The sequence below is a fragment of the Cupriavidus sp. LA-1 genome (assembly GCF_055385985.1).
Window position 1 is genome coordinate 200,402 of the sequence record NZ_AP031388.1, and the last position, 14,731, is coordinate 215,132.

Consider the following 14,731-nt stretch of genomic DNA (forward strand, 5'->3'; position numbering starts at 1 on the left):
GAAGATGATTTAGAACGGGGGAAAATAATATGAATAAGATCTACCGCCTTGTCTGGAACAAGGCGCTCAAGATGCGGGTTGCGGTATCGGAGTGCGCCCGCTCCCAGGGAAAAGGCGCGGGCGACGGGGTCGTCGTGGCGGTACGGCGCGCGGGCGGCATGCCGAGGGTGGGACACCCTGCGGGCTGGACCCTGACACGGCAACTCGGCCGCCTGAGCATCAAGCCGATTGCGCTCGCTTCGCTCGTTTTCGCCGGGAATAGCTGGGCAGACACGTCCGTTCTCGATTTCTCGAACGGCCTGAACGGATGGGGAACCTCGGGCGGCGTTCAGTTGCTCACCGGCACGGATGCTTTCAACATCAACGGCAGCGCGTTTTCGCTCACGCCGGCGCCTGGCCAGACAATGGCCCGCATCGCACCCTCGAACAGCTCGGTATTCGCCGCACAGGCCGCGGGCATCCTCGGGCTCAATGCCACCACCCTGCAGTCCTATCTTGGCGGTAACGCGACCAACTTCGGCATCCTGAACGAGTCGGTCAATCTGGCTGCGGGCAGCTATTCCTTCGCGTGGGCGTACGCCGCGCAGGACTATCAACCGTTCAACGACGGAGTCCTGTTCTCGGTTTCGGGCAATGGCACCCAATCGATCGACGTGCTGGCCCGCAATGGCTCAAGTCCCACCGACAGTTCCGGCCCCTCGTCCAATACGATGATCCTGGGCAGCTACGGGTCGACAAGCTGGGTTACCACCAGCTTCACCATCCCGGTCTCGGGCGTCTATACACTGGGTTTCGCCGCCTACAACTGGATGGACACAGGTGTCGATCCGGTACTCTACGTGAGCGGCGTGGCCGGCAGCTTCAGCGGCACGCCGGTGAATGGCACCCCGGCACCGTCCATTTTCGACACCACGAACGGTGATATTTCGGCCTCCGTGTTCAGCACCGGCAGCTCGGCGTATGCGCAGCCCACGCTTACCTTCGCCGGCGGCACCTTGCGCTATGGCGCGGATACCGCAACCGTCAAGGACATCACCTTGCAGAGCGCCGGCGGCACACTGGACAGCAATGGGCATGCCATCGCGCTGTCCGGCTCGGCCAGCGGCACAGGCCCGCTAAACATCGCGGGTACCGGCACGGTAACCGATAGCGGAACAAACACCTACACGGGCGCGACCGCCATCGGCAACGGTGCCACGCTGGCGCTGTCCGGCAACGGCAGCATCGCCGCCTCCAGCAAGGTCACCGACAACGGCACCTTCGATATCTCGGGCACCAACAATGGCGCTTCAATCCAGTCGCTGGCCGGCAACGGCAATGTCGCGCTCGGTGGCAAGGACCTGACCCTGACCAACGCCGGCGACACCTTTGCCGGCACCATCGCCGGCACCGGCGGTGTCAACGTCACTGGCGGCACCGAAACCCTGTCGGGCAGCAACACCTACACCGGTGCGACATCCATCGGCAATGGCGCCACCCTGGCCTTGTCCGGCAACGGCAGTATCGCCGCCTCCAGCAAGGTCACCGACAACGGCACCTTCGATATCTCGGGCACCAACAATGGGGCCTCGATCCAGTCGCTGGCCGGCACTGGCAATGTCGCGCTCGGTGGCAAGGACCTGACGCTGACCAACGCGGGCGACACCTTCGCCGGCACCATCGCCGGCACCGGCGGTGTCAACGTCACTGGCGGCACCGAGACCTTGTCGGGCAGCAACACCTACACCGGTGCGACATCCATCGGCAATGGCGCCACCCTGGCCCTGTCCGGCAACGGCAGCATCGCCAGCTCCGGCAAGGTCACCGACAACGGCACCTTCGATATCTCGGGCACCAACAATGGCGCTTCAATCCAGTCGCTGGCCGGTACTGGCAATGTCGCGCTCGGTGGCAAGGACCTGACCCTGACCAACGCGGGCGACACCTTCGCCGGCACCATCGCCGGCACCGGCGGTGTCAACGTCAATGGCGGCACCGAAACCCTGTCGGACAGCAACACCTACACCGGTGCGACATCCGTCGGCAATGGCGCCACCCTGGCCCTGTCCGGCAACGGCAGCATCGCCTCCTCCAGCAAGGTCACCGACAACGGCACCTTCGACCTCTCGGGCACCACCAGCGGCGCCGCGATCCAGTCGCTGGCCGGTACTGGCAATGTCGCGCTCGGTGGCAAGGACCTGACCCTGACCAACGCCGGCGACACCTTTGCCGGCACCATCGCCGGCACCGGCGGCGTCAAGGTCAACGGCGGCACCGAGACCCTGTCGGGCAGCAACACCTACACCGGCGCCACCACGGTCGGCAACGGTGCCACCCTGGCCCTGTCCGGCAATGGCAGCATCGCCAGCTCCAGCAAGGTCACCGACAACGGCACCTTCGACCTCTCGGGCACCAATAACGGTGCCGCGATCCAGTCGCTGGCCGGTACCGGTAATGTCGCGCTGGGTAGCAAGACCCTGACGCTGACCAATGCCGGCGACACCTTCGCCGGCACCATCGCCGGCACCGGCGGCGTCAAGGTCAACGGCGGCACCGAGACCCTGTCGGGCAGCAACACCTACACCGGCGCCACCACGGTCGGCAACGGTGCCACCCTGGCCCTGTCCGGCAATGGCAGCATCGCCAGCTCCAGCAAGGTCACCGACAACGGCACCTTCGACCTCTCGGGCACCAATAACGGTGCCGCGATCCAGTCGCTGGCCGGTACCGGTAATGTCGCGCTGGGTAGCAAGACCCTGACGCTGACCAACGCCGGCGACACCTTTGCCGGCGCCATCGCCGGCACCGGCGGCCTGGCGCTTAACGGCGGCACCGAGACCCTGTCGGGCGCCAACACCTACACCGGTGCCACCACCATCGGCAACGGCGCCACCCTGGCCCTGTCCGGCAACGGCAGCATCGCCGCCTCCGGCAAGGTCACCGATAACGGCACCTTCGATATCTCGGGCACCAACAATGGCGCCTCGATCCAGTCGCTGGCCGGTACTGGCAATGTCGCGCTCGGTAGCAAGACCCTGACGCTGACCAACGCGGGCGACACCTTTGCCGGCGCCATCGCCGGCACCGGCGGCGTCAACGTCACTGGCGGCACCGAGACCCTGTCGGGCAGCAACACCTACACCGGGGCCACCACCGTTGGCAGCGGCGCCACGTTGGCCCTGTCCGGCAACGGCAGCATCGCTGCCTCCGGCAAGGTCACCGACAACGGCACCTTCGATATCTCGGGCACCAACAACGGTGCGTCGATCCAGTCGCTGGCCGGCAACGGCGCCGTGGCCCTGGGTGGCAAGGACTTGACGCTGACCAACGCCGGCGACACCTTCGCCGGCACCATCGCCGGCACCGGCGGTGTCAACGTCAACGGCGGCACCGAGACCCTGTCGGGCAGCAACACCTACACCGGTGCGACATCCGTCGGCAATGGCGCCACCCTGGCCCTGTCCGGCAACGGCAGCATCGCCGCCTCCAGCAAGGTCACCGACAACGGCACCTTCGATATCTCGGGCACCAACAATGGCGCGTCGATCCAGTCGCTGGCTGGTACCGGCAATGTCGCGCTGGGCAGCAAGACCCTGACCCTGACCAATGCCGGCGACACCTTCGCCGGCACCATCGCCGGCACCGGCGGCGTCAACGTCAACGGCGGCACCGAGACCCTGTCGGGCACCAACACCTACACCGGTGCCACCACCATCGGCAACGGCGCCACCCTGGCCCTGTCCGGCAACGGCAGCATCGCCGCCTCCGGCAAGGTCACCGATAACGGCACCTTCGATATCTCGGGCACCAATAACGGTGCCTCGATCCAGTCGCTGGCCGGTACTGGCAATGTCGCGCTGGGCAGCAAGACCCTGACCCTGACCAATGCCGGCGACACCTTCGCCGGCACCATCGCCGGCACCGGCGGCGTCAACGTCAACGGCGGCACCGAGACCCTGTCGGGCACCAACACCTACACCGGTGCCACCACCATCGGCAACGGCGCCACCCTGGCCCTGTCCGGCAACGGCAGCATCGCCGCCTCCGGCAAGGTCACCGATAACGGCACCTTCGATATCTCGGGCACCAATAACGGTGCCTCGATCCAGTCGCTGGCCGGTACTGGCAATGTCGCGCTCGGTAGCAAGACCCTGACGCTGACCAACGCCGGCGACACCTTTGCCGGCGCCATCGCCGGCACCGGCGGCCTGACGCTTAACGGCGGCACCGAGACCCTGTCGGGCGCCAATACCTACACCGGTGCCACCACCATCGGCAACGGCGCCACCCTGGCCCTGTCCGGCAACGGCAGCATCGCCGCCTCCGGCAAGGTCACCGATAACGGCACCTTCGATATCTCGGGCACCAATAACGGTGCCTCGATCCAGTCGCTGGCCGGTACTGGCAATGTCGCGCTCGGTAGCAAGACCCTGACCCTGACCAATGCCGGCGACACCTTTGCCGGCGCCATCGCCGGCACCGGCGGCGTCAACGTCAATGGCGGCACCGAGACCCTGTCAGGCAGCAACACCTACACCGGGGCCACCACCGTTGGCAGCGGCGCCACGTTGGCCCTCTCCGGCAACGGCAGCATCGCTGCCTCCGGCAAGGTCACCGACAACGGCACCTTTGATATCTCGGGCACCAACAACGGTGCGTCGATCCAGTCGCTGGCCGGTACCGGTAATGTCGCGCTGGGTAGCAAGACCCTGACGCTGACCAATGCCGGCGACACCTTCAGCGGCACCATCGCCGGCTCGGGCGGCGTGACGCTTGCCGGCGGCACCGCAACCCTGTCGGGTGCCAGCACCTATACCGGTGCGACCAACGTCAACGGCGGCGCGCTGAACCTGACCGGGTCGCTGCAAAGCGGCACAGTCAGCATCGCCAGCGGCGCGGGGCTGAACGACGTGAACGGCGGCCTGGACAGGGCCAGTTCCGTCAACAACAACGGTACGCTTACGCTGGGTGCCAATCAGACGCTGGCCACCCTGTCGGGCGCCGGCACTGGCATCGTCGGCCTGAACAGCAACACGCTGACCCTGGCCAACGCCGGCGGCACTTACGCCGGCGCCATCGCAGGCGCCGGTGGCCTCACCCTGGCCGGCGGCACCGAAACCCTCTCGGGCACAAGCCTCTATACCGGCGCGACCAACGTCAACGGCGGCACGCTGAACCTGACCGGCTCGCTGCAAAGCGGTGCTGTCAACATCGCCAGCGGGGCCCGCCTGAATGATGTGAACGGCGGCCTCGGCAGCACCAGCGCGCTCAGCAATAACGGCACCCTGGCGCTTGGTGCGAACCAGACAGTGGCGACGCTGTCGGGCGCGGGCGTGGTCGACCTGAACAGCAACACGCTGAGGCTTGCCAACGCCAGCGGCAACTACACCGGCACCATCACCGGCACCGGCGGCCTCAGCGTGACGGGCGGCACCGAGACGCTGTCGGGCACCAACACCTATTCGGGCGGCACGGTCGTCAGCGGTGGCGCGACGGTCAAGGTGTCCGCCGATGCCAACCTGGGCACCGGCACGCTGAGCCTGAACGGAGGCACGCTGCAGAACATGGCCAGTTTCGCCAGCAGCCGCAATGTCGTGCTCGGCAGCGGTGGCGGCACCTTCAACACCGATGGCAGCACCACGTTGACGCTGAACGGCGGCATCTCCGGCAGCGGCATGCTGACCAAGGCCGGCACCGGTACGCTGATCCTGGCCGGCGACAACGCCGGCGGGCCGGCACACAAGCCGAACACCGGCTGGACCGGCGGCATGACCATCAATAGCGGCCTGGTCGAGGTCACCAATGCCTGGGGCCTGGGCTGGGGCAATGTGGTCGTCAATGGCGGCGCCATCAACACCACGGTCGACATCCTGACCGGCCAGACCATCGCGCTGGGCGGCGGCACCGCGGTGAACACGGCCGCAGGCACGACCACGACGATGTCGGGTACCATCGGCACCGCCTCGACGGGCAGCGGGTGCTTCATCAAGAGTGGCCAAGGCACGCTGAACATGACGGGCAACGCCAGCTTGTCCAACGGCACCTGCGTGCAGCAGGGCACGCTGCTGGCCAACGGCACGATCAACGGCGACGTGTCGGTAACCTCGGGCGCCGTGCTCGGTGGCGCCGGCACCATCAACGGCACGGTCAACGTGCAGGGCACGCTGTCTCCTGGCAACTCGCCGGGCTACCTCACCGTCACGTCCAACGTGAACATGCTGTCCGGCAGCACCTATCGCGAGGACATTGCGGGCACCCTGCAGGCGGGCGCCTCCACGCCGATCGGCGCGCCCGGCTACTACTCCTACCTGCGTGTGGTCAACGGCGGGCAGTTCACAATTGCCGCCAATACCACGCTGTCGCCGCAGCTGCGCAACCTCTTCAGCCCGAGCGAGGCGGGGTACGGCAGCCTGGCGTACACGCCGGCGCTGGGCAACACCTTCCGCATCGTGACTGCCGACGGCGGCATCTCCGGGCGCTTCACTGCCCTGGCCCAGCCCGACGGCATGGCCGACGGCACGCGCTTCGCCGTGTTCTACAACGTCTTTGGCAGCAACAGCATCGACCTGAAGGTGCTGCCCACGTCGTACGCGCAGTGGCTTGCCGGCGGCAACCAGAACACGCGCACCGCCGCGGGCGTGCTCGACCGCATCCTGGCGAGCGACCAGGCCGGCGTGGCGACCGCCACGCAGGACAAGTTGCTCTACGTGGCCGCAAGCCAGAGCGCGGCAACGCTGCCCGGCTTCGTCCAATCGCTGGCGGGCGAAGTGCATGGCGCCATGGCCGCCGCGGCGCCGCAGGCCGGACAGCGCCTGAACAGCTCGGTGATCCGTCAGTTGGGGGATGCCAATGCCCTCGCCATGCCGAGCGCCGGGGGCGAGCCGCCGCGCAGGCAGGCCCTGTGGGTCGACATCGGCGCGGACCATGGCCGCTGGAATGGTGACGGCAGTGCCTCGCAGTTCACCACCAACCGCACGCAGGTCGTGCTTGGCGCGGACGTGCTGCGTGGCGAGTCGACGCGCGTGGGCATGGGCTTCTCCTACAGCAACACCAATGTCGGCGCCACGGCCGGTTCGGGCTCGATCGAGGAGTACATGGGCTTTGCCTATGGCCAGACCACCGTGGGACCGGTGATGGTGGACGGCATGGCGGGCTTCGGCAGCAACGACTGGAAAACTCAGCGTGCCGACCCGACCGGCCTGTCCGCCAGTGCGTTGAAGACCGACGCGGGCGGACACAGCACCCAGGTGGGCGTCGGCGTGCGCAAGCCGGTGGAACTGGGCATGACGACGCTGGAACCGTTCGCCCGCTTCCTGTGGCAGAAGAGTGCGCGCGGCGCGGTGGACGAGGGCTCGGGTACGCCGGCTGCGCTGAGTCTTAACCAGTACGCCGCCACCGGCAACCGCGTCACGCTTGGCCTGTCGGCCCGCTCGGCCAACCGCAACCCGCTGTCCGATACGCTGAGCTACCAGTTCAGCGCCGGTATCGGGCGCGACAACGGCAACCTGGCGCAGACCACGGTGCAGGCCAACCTGGCCGGCATCGGCATGAACATCGTGTCGCCACAGGTGGGCCGGCTGTTCGGACAGGCCAGTTTCACGGGCACGCTGCGGCTCGGCAAGCAGGCCTATGCCTATCTGGGCCTGAACGGGGAGGTGCGCCGCGGCAAGAACGACGTCGGCGTAAATGGCGGCCTGCGCATCAGCTTCTGATGCCCTGCAGCGCCTCGTACGCTGGCGGCCCCGCCGGCGCGCGAGGCGCTGCAGATACCGAAGGCGCAGGATGCCGGCTGCTCCCTCAGCGCCGCCGCACCCCCGCCCGCATCTCTCCTTCCGCCCGCTCAATAATCGCCACCCGCTGCACACAATCCCCCGGCACAGCTTTACACAGCGCCCTGTCATCAACCCTCAGCTTGCGCTGCAGGACACGAAACTTGCCCAGATACGTCTGCGCCGCACGCTCAGCCCCAGGCAACGACAGCCGGGCAGAATTATTGGCCCCGACCCACGCATAGTAGTAATGCCCCAGCAACCGGGCCTCGGTATCACCCTGCCCCCTCGGAATCGCGCGCGCCACGGCATCGATGCACGACTGGTATTCGTCGGCATCTTCATGCATGTATTCCTGGCACGCCGCCATGGCATGCCGGGCCGCCTGGGCAACAGCTGGCGGCGGTTCGGTGGTGGCAGCCTGGCCGATGCCCGCGCAACAGGCCAGTGTGCAGGCGATCAGATATTGACGCATGTGAGGTCGCTCAAGGGGTTCTGTCACGCTTCAGCGTAACGTCCTTGCGTGACATCCACGCGTCATGATGTAGTCACGATGAGCCAATAGAGTGGCGGCCTGCTGTCCCCCTCTGAAAGGAAAGGCCGACATGACACGCAAACGGTATCTCATCGCGAGCCTGAGCGCGCTCGCCCTCGCCGGGATCATTACCGCCTGCGGTACCGGCAGTGACGGTGGCAGCCCTGCTCCGGCTGCCGATGCCGCGATCTCGGTCAAGATCATCGGGCTGAACGATTTCCACGGCAACCTGGAAGCGCCTGGCGGCAGCGTGGTGGTGCAGGATGCCGCCAATGCCGCCGGCACCAGGGTGTCGGCTGGCGGCGCGGCCTATCTGTCGTCGCTGATCCAGGCGCTGCGCGCGAAGAATCCCAACAACGTGGTGGTGGCGGCCGGCGACATGGTCGGGGCTTCTCCGCTTGTTTCCGGGGCCTTTCATGAAGAGCCGACCATCGATGTGCTGGGCCAGATGGGCCTGGAGATTTCGTCGGTCGGCAATCATGAGTTCGACAAGGGCCGGGATGAATTGCTGCGGCTGCAGAACGGCGGCTGCTTCCCCAAGTCGGCGGACGGGCGGCGGGGCATTGTCGGCGTGGATACCTGCATGACCAACGGCGCCTACGCCGGGGCGAAGTTCCAGTACCTCGCGGCCAATGTCATGGACCAGGCTACCGGCAAGCCCTTGTTGCCGGCCTACAAGATCAAGACCTTTGGCTGGGCCAAGGTGGCCTTTATCGGCATGACGCTGAAGGATACGCCCACGGTCGTGACGCCCGCGGGGACGGCCGGCCTGACGTTCGAAGCCGAGGCGGACACGGTCAACAAGCTGATTCCCGAGCTCAAGCAGCAGAATGTCAATGCCATCGTGGTGTTGATCCACGAGGGCGGATCGACCACGGCCAGCATGGTCAATGACAAGACCTGCCCGGGACTGAACGGCCCGATCGTGTCGATTGCCGACAAGCTCGATCCGGCGGTGGATATCGTGATCAGCGGCCACACCCACCAGGAGTATGTGTGCACCCGGCCTGACGGAAAACTGCTGACCCAGACAGGCTTCTACGGCCGCCTTGCCTCGGAAATCGATATCACCATCGATCCGGTGACGCGCAAGGTCTCGTCCAAGGTGGCGAACAACCGCGTGGCGGTGAACGACCTCGTGATCAAGGACAGCAAGGGCAATCCGATTCCGCTGCCTGCCGGCTACACGGCGCTGGCCAAGGACAGCGCCGTCGATGCGCTGGTCGCCCGCTACGTGCAACTGACCGCCCCGATCAAGAATGCCGTGGTGGGCGCCATCACCGCCAGCATCGACCGCACCCAGACTGCCGCGGGCGAGTCGGCAATGGGCGACCTGGTGGCCGACGCCTACCTGGCCGGCACCTCGGACGCCTCGTTCGGGCCCGCGGTCATGGCATTTACCAATCCGGGCGGCCTGCGCCAGAACCTGGTGTACGACGCCGCCAGCAATGGGCAGACCACCTTTGGCCAGCTCTATGCCGTGCTGCCGTTCGGCAACAGCATGGTGACGATGAGCCTGACGGGCGCGCAGATCCTGCGCCTGCTGGAACAGCAATGGGAGGCGCCGCAGCCGGCAGGCGGCCGGGTGCTGCAGGTTTCCAGCGGCTTTACCTATACCTGGGACGCCAGCAAGCCGGAGGGCGCCCCCGCGGGACAGGGCAATCGCGTGGACCCTGCGTCGATCAAGCTCAACGGCGTGGCGATCGACCCGACCAAGTCCTACCGCGTCACGGTGAACAACTTCATGGCATCCGGGGGCGACAACTACACGGTGCTGAACCAGGGCACGAACCAGCAGGCCGGGCCGGTCGACATCGATGTCTTCGAGGCCTACTTCAAGGCAAAGTCCCCGGTCAGCCCGGGCACGACGAACCGGATCACGCGCCTGAACTGATCCGTAGCGGGAGGCTTGGGCGGGTGGCCGCATCGGTCAGCCCGCTAGCTGCCCCCTCCCTACGCCCGTGGCGCCGCCAGCCGCATCCAGCTCGCCACCGCCGCGACCCCGGCAAACCCCGCGCCCAGCGCCAGGGCCAACCCCGGCCCGTGATTCCCGGCGATGCCAAAGCACAGCGCCACCAGCGCCGCACCGGTGGCCTGCCCCAGCAGCCGCGCCGTGGCCACCACGCCGCTGGCGCCGCCGCTGCGCTCGCGCGGGGCGCTCGTCATCAACGCCTTGAGGTTGGGCGACTGGAAGAAGCCGAAACCCGCGCCGCAGATGCACATGCGGATGCCGATATCGAGCGCGCTGGGGTCGGCCGGCAGCATGGCCAGCGACAGCATGCCGGCGCTGAGCACCGCCAGCCCCACGCCGCCGAGCACGGCAGGCGGATAGCGGTCAGACAAGCGCCCGGCCAGCGGCCCGATCAGCGCCACCACGACGGACCATGGGGTCAGCAGGAAGCCGGTCTCGACCTGCCCTCGCCCCAGCACGTGCTGGAAGTAGAACGGCAGCGACACGAAGGCCAGGCCCTGCGCGGCGAACGAGCACACCGCGGTCAGTGTCGACAGCGCGAACATGGGCCGCCGGAACAGGTCCACCGGCAGCATCGGTGCCGGATGGCCGCGTTCGCGCCACAGCAGCATGCCGAACGTCACGGCGAAGATGCCCGCCGCGGCCAGCGACAGATGCAGCGGCGCGCGCTGCGCGCCTTCGCCCAGCGCAAGGATCAGCGCGGCGAAGGCAATCATGCTGAGCACCGCGGCGACGCGGTCGAAACCGTGCGTGCTGCGCGCCGTCTGCGGCAATGCGCCGCGCCCGATCGCCAGCGCCAGCAGGCCGATCGGCAGGTTCACGGCGAACAGCCACGGCCAAGTGCCGAACGAGAGGATCACCGACGCCACCGTGGGCCCCACCGCGAACGAAACGCCGACCACCAGCGCGTTCAGCCCCAGCCCGCGTCCGAGGCGGTGCGTGGGAAAGATCGCGCTGATCAGCGCCGTGTTGACGCTCATGATGGCCGCCGCGCCGATGCCCTGCAGCACCCGCGCCGCCGCCAGCGTCGGCAGCGACCACGCCAGCGCGCACACCACCGAGGCAGCGGTGAATACCAGCACGCCGCCAAGGTAGATGCGCCGGTGGCCAACCACGCCGCCCAGGGCCGCAAACGGCAGCAGCGTCGACACCATGGCCAGCTGGTAGGCATTGATCACCCACACCGAGGCCGCCGGGGTGGCGCGCAGGTCGGCCGCGATCGACGGCAGCGCCGTATTGGCGATCGCGGTATCCAGGGTGGCAAGGGCGACGGCGATGAGGATGGCTGCCATGCCCCGGCGCTCGCGCGCAGTCATGGCGGCGTCCGCGGCGGAGGCGGACTGGAGGGGTGCTGTGCTGGACACTGTCTTTACCGGTTGCCGCCATGGCCGGAATCGGTGATGCAAGGGCTGCACGCTGGCATGGCGATCGTCAGACAAGACGATACGGGAAAACGCTTCAACGTGCTGAAGGCGCGTTCATATGTCTGCACATTGTCTACCCCCTGCCCGGCGTTACTGCACCGACAACCCGCCGTCCACGCTGATGCTCTGCCCGTTGATAAAGTGCCCCGCCGGTGCCGCCAGCAGGAGGGCAAGCCCCGCAACATCGCCGGCCTCGCCGATGCGGCGCATCGGTATGCCCGCCGCCAGCCGCGCCTCGCGCTCCGGATCGCCCCACAGCGCCTCGCGCGAGAACTCGGTGCGCACCGGGCCGGGATTGATTGCGTTGACATTGATGCCGGACGGTCCCAGCTCCAGCGCCAGGCTGCGTACCGCCTGGTCGGTGGCGGCCTTGGTCACGCTGTACATCCCCAGGAAGGCAGAGCCGCGCTTGGCGGCAATGCTCGACATGAAAATGATGGAGCCGTCACGGCGATCAATCATCTGCGGGGCCAGCGCGTTCACCAGCACCAGGTTGCCACGCACGTTGCCCGCCATGGCGGCATCGAACACTTCGGGTCCCTGGCTCAGCATCGACCCTGGCTGGCCGCTTGCGGCGGCATTGAGCACCAGTGCGTCGACACGCCCATACGCAGCCAGCGCCTGTTCGGCAAAGGCCCGCACGCTGTCCTCGTCGGCGATATCGCAGGCGATGCCGGTGGCGCGGATGCCCTCGGCCTCAAGCTGCCTGGCGGCTTCGCGCGCCACGGCCGCATCGCGCCCGGACACCACCACGGCGGCGCCGGCCGCGCCAAGCGCGCGCGCCATTTCCAGGCCCATGCCGCGCGTGGAGCCGGTGATAACGGCAACGCGGCCGCCAAGGTCGAATAGGTTCTGCATGACTGGTCACTCCTGTGAGGATGGGGAGCCGGCACCTGGGCAGCATATCGGCACAAATGCGGCGAAAGGGACACTCAAAATAGATGATGCTTGTCATCTATTGAATAAAGTATGGCCATCATCTAAACTCCGGTCAAGCCAGATTTTTCGGAGGGGCTTCAGATGGCACGTGCATCACGCGAACAAACCGACAAGAACCGCGAGGCGATCGAACAGGCGTCGTCGCGCCTGTTCCGCGAACGCGGCCTGAACGGCGTCAGCGTGGCCGAGCTGATGGCCGACGCGGGCCTGACCCATGGCGGCTTCTATGGCCACTTTGCGTCCAAGGACGCGCTGGCCGCGCAGGCCTGCAAGCGCGCGTTCGAAGAATCGAATGCCCGCTGGGAACGCCGCCTGGCCCGCGCCGACGGCGACCGCAAGGCAATGCTGGCCAACCTGGTTGAGCCCTACCTGACCGCCGCGCATCGCGCCAACCCGGGCGTGGGTTGTGCCGCCTCGGCGCTGGCCGTGGACGTGGCCCGTGAACCCGCCGGCAAGCCCGTGCGCCAGGCCTACGTGGAAGGCTTGCGGACCATGGTCGATGGCATGGCGCAGACCGTGGACGCCGACGATCCACAGGAACGCCACGACGAAGCGCTGGTGCGCATGGCCTTGCTGGTCGGCGCCCTCACACTGGCGCGCGCCACCGATGGCGATCCGCTCTCCGACGACATGCTGAACGCCGCGCGGACCCGCCTGCTGGGCAGCACCGGCTAGTTTTGAGCTTTCCCCCAAGCGTGACCAACACCTCCTGCCACCGCCAGACGTAGCGGCGATGGCATCGCTTCGCCCTTTGAACCCGCCAGACCCTGATCACGAGACACCCATGTTCGCGCAAGCTCTTTCCAGCCGGCTCGACCGGCGCGGCATCCACTACGCGTGGCTGGTCGCCACCCTGACCTTCCTGGTGATGCTCACCACCTCGGCCGCGCTTGGCCTGCCCGGGGCCTTCCTCAAGCCGTTGACAAAGGAGATGGGCTGGAACACCGACCAGATCTCGTCGATCCTGGCCTTCCGCTTTGCGCTGTTCGGATTGATGGCGCCGTTCTCGGCGATGCTGATGGACCGCTTCGGCGTGCGCAACGTGGTCTGCGCCGCGCTGGCGCTGATTGCCGGTGGCATGGCGCTGGCCACCGTGTCGACCGAGCTGTGGCAGCTCTTTGTCGCCTGGGGTCTGATGCTGGGCGTCGGATCGGGGCTGACCGCGCTGGTGCTGGCAGCGGTGGTCTCCAACCGCTGGTTCAGCGCGCGGCGCGGCCTGGTGATCGGCATCCTGACGGCCAGCGCGGCCACCGGGCAGCTGGCCTTCCTGCCGGTGGCCGCCTGGCTGATCGAACATATGGGCTGGCGCGTGGCCGTGCTGCCGGTGCTGGCGGCCTGCGCGGCGCTGGCGCTGCTGGTGTTCGGGCTGATGCGCAACCGGCCCGCCGACGTCGGCCTGGCGGCGTTCGGCGAAGTCCCGGCCCATCCGGCCACGCCGCCCGTCGCACAACCGGTCACGCCGTTCACGCTGAGCGGGCCTTTCCGGGTGCTGCGCAACGCTGCCCGTACCCAGGCCTTCTGGGTCCTGGCGGGCACCTTCTTTATCTGCGGCCTGAGCACCAACGGGCTGATCCAGACGCATTTCATCGCGCTCTGCGGCGACTTCGGCATGGGCCCGGTGCCGGCCGCGTCGGCGCTGGCGATGATGGGTGCCTTTGACTTTGTCGGCACCATCATGTCGGGCTGGCTGTCGGACCGCTACGACAGCCGCAAGCTGCTGTTCTGGTACTACGCGATGCGCGGCCTGTCGCTGTTCTGGCTGCCGCATTCGACCTTCACGCTGTACGGGCTGTCGATCTTTGCGATGTTCTATGGCCTGGACTGGATCGCCACGGTGCCGCCCACGGTCAAGCTGGCGGCCACCGCTTTCGGGCGCGAGCGCGCGCCGATGGTGTTCGGGTGGATCTTCGCGGCCCACCAGATCGGCGCGGCCGTGGCGGCGTTCGGCGCGGGGCTGAGCCGTACGCTGCTGCTGACCTATACGCCGGCGCTGTATGCGGCGGGTGCGGCGTGCATGGTAGCGGCGCTGCTGGCGCTGATGGTCAGCCGCGCGCATGCCGCGACGGCGGCAGAGGCGGCGCGCGCCTGATCCACGGCCACACGGGGCTGCGCA

General features: G+C 67.5%; 7 protein-coding genes. 4 read left to right on the forward strand and 3 right to left on the reverse strand.

The features are described 5' to 3' along the window. Nucleotides 1–29: 29 nt before the first annotated feature. Nucleotides 30–7,691, forward strand: a complete 7,662-nt coding sequence (locus ACZ5MJ_RS20010; protein ID WP_464225360.1) for an ESPR-type extended signal peptide-containing protein — start codon at nucleotides 30–32, stop codon at nucleotides 7,689–7,691. Between the two features lie 85 nt (nucleotides 7,692–7,776). Here ACZ5MJ_RS20010 and ACZ5MJ_RS20015 read toward each other — a convergent pair whose 3' ends face one another. Further along, nucleotides 7,777–8,223 (reverse strand): hypothetical protein, encoded by a 447-nt coding sequence (locus ACZ5MJ_RS20015; RefSeq protein WP_464225361.1) that lies wholly within the window; start codon nucleotides 8,221–8,223, stop codon nucleotides 7,777–7,779. 130 nt (nucleotides 8,224–8,353) lie between these two features. On the opposite strand from ACZ5MJ_RS20015, the gene ACZ5MJ_RS20020 reads away from it, so the two are divergent. After that, entirely contained in the window at nucleotides 8,354–10,177 is a 1,824-nt protein-coding gene (locus ACZ5MJ_RS20020; protein WP_464225362.1) for a bifunctional metallophosphatase/5'-nucleotidase, read from the forward strand. 59 nt (nucleotides 10,178–10,236) lie between these two features. Here ACZ5MJ_RS20020 and ACZ5MJ_RS20025 read toward each other — a convergent pair whose 3' ends face one another. Beyond that, a complete protein-coding gene (locus tag ACZ5MJ_RS20025; RefSeq protein ID WP_432262522.1) occupies nucleotides 10,237–11,571 on the reverse strand; it encodes an MFS transporter in 1,335 nt (444 codons plus the stop codon). 198 nt (nucleotides 11,572–11,769) lie between these two features. Further along, the gene (locus ACZ5MJ_RS20030; RefSeq protein WP_464225363.1) at nucleotides 11,770–12,537 is read right to left on the reverse strand and encodes an SDR family NAD(P)-dependent oxidoreductase; all 768 of its coding nucleotides are present in this window, start codon (nucleotides 12,535–12,537) and stop codon (nucleotides 11,770–11,772) included. Between the two features lie 162 nt (nucleotides 12,538–12,699). On the opposite strand from ACZ5MJ_RS20030, the gene ACZ5MJ_RS20035 reads away from it, so the two are divergent. Continuing rightward, a complete protein-coding gene (locus tag ACZ5MJ_RS20035; protein WP_464225364.1) occupies nucleotides 12,700–13,293 on the forward strand; it encodes a TetR/AcrR family transcriptional regulator in 594 nt (197 codons plus the stop codon). A gap of 109 nt (nucleotides 13,294–13,402) precedes the next feature. Beyond that, nucleotides 13,403–14,707, forward strand: a complete 1,305-nt coding sequence (locus tag ACZ5MJ_RS20040; protein WP_464225365.1) for an MFS transporter — start codon at nucleotides 13,403–13,405, stop codon at nucleotides 14,705–14,707. The last annotated feature ends 24 nt before the right edge of the window (nucleotides 14,708–14,731 follow it).

Excerpts from the sequence above, each read along its gene's own strand:
- ACZ5MJ_RS20010 (WP_464225360.1), top strand. The coding sequence starts at position 30 with ATGAATAAGATCTACCGCCTTGTCTGGAACAAGGCGCTCAAGATGCGG.
- ACZ5MJ_RS20015 (WP_464225361.1), bottom strand. The coding sequence starts at position 8,223 with ATGCGTCAATATCTGATCGCCTGCACACTGGCCTGTTGCGCGGGCATC.
- ACZ5MJ_RS20020 (WP_464225362.1), top strand. The coding sequence starts at position 8,354 with ATGACACGCAAACGGTATCTCATCGCGAGCCTGAGCGCGCTCGCCCTC.
- ACZ5MJ_RS20025 (WP_432262522.1), bottom strand. The coding sequence starts at position 11,571 with ATGACTGCGCGCGAGCGCCGGGGCATGGCAGCCATCCTCATCGCCGTC.
- ACZ5MJ_RS20030 (WP_464225363.1), bottom strand. The coding sequence starts at position 12,537 with ATGCAGAACCTATTCGACCTTGGCGGCCGCGTTGCCGTTATCACCGGC.
- ACZ5MJ_RS20035 (WP_464225364.1), top strand. The coding sequence starts at position 12,700 with ATGGCACGTGCATCACGCGAACAAACCGACAAGAACCGCGAGGCGATC.
- ACZ5MJ_RS20040 (WP_464225365.1), top strand. The coding sequence starts at position 13,403 with ATGTTCGCGCAAGCTCTTTCCAGCCGGCTCGACCGGCGCGGCATCCAC.